At 52.3% G+C, this 526-nt stretch carries 1 protein-coding gene and 1 pseudogene; both read right to left on the bottom strand.

The annotated features are described in order from the left end of the window. Positions 1-357: MarR family winged helix-turn-helix transcriptional regulator (locus IV91_RS0113850; RefSeq protein WP_150112524.1), on the bottom strand; the 357-nt coding region annotated here is incomplete at its 3' end. Further along, a pseudogene (locus IV91_RS18620) lies at positions 335-526 on the bottom strand (polyketide cyclase); the annotation flags it as partial. The gene IV91_RS0113850 and the pseudogene IV91_RS18620, both read right to left, overlap by 23 nt.

The following is a 526-nucleotide window of genomic DNA, read 5'->3' on the forward strand; positions in this document are numbered from 1 at the left end:
AATCAGTTTGCGTCCCGCGACAGTGAATCGAACCTGTATGGCACGGGTATCCGAAGTTGAAGACTCCCGATTGACCAGCCCAGCTTCCTCAAGTTTTCGAATGGCTTTGGAAAGGGTCATCTTGTCGATCTTGGCATGCTCGACCAGGCGAGCCTGGGTCGGTGGCTCATGCTGTCGCTCGAACCACAGGAGTGAAGCCAGGATGGCAAACTGGGTTTGGGTAAGGGCAAACGCATCGAAGATACCGCCGAGTTTTCTCTGCCATAGAGCGGTGAGCTTCCACAACAGGAACCCGGGGCTGTCATCTGCCTGAGCGTGCCTGAAGGGGGAAGACTCAGACACTTCTGGCTTTTTCAATCAGCGCCTCCGTTTGCTTTTCCATTCCATGCGCCACACTTTCCGCAACGATTTTTCTCCACAAAAAAGACAAAAAACCTTCGATGCTCATGGTCGTGCGTATTTCCAGTTCATCATCGTAAGCAATGAATTCATGGCAACCGAACATGCGTGCCCCAGGAAAACAGGT

Source organism: Ferrovum myxofaciens, assembly GCF_000735045.1.
Lineage (GTDB): Bacteria > Pseudomonadota > Gammaproteobacteria > Burkholderiales > Ferrovaceae > Ferrovum > Ferrovum myxofaciens.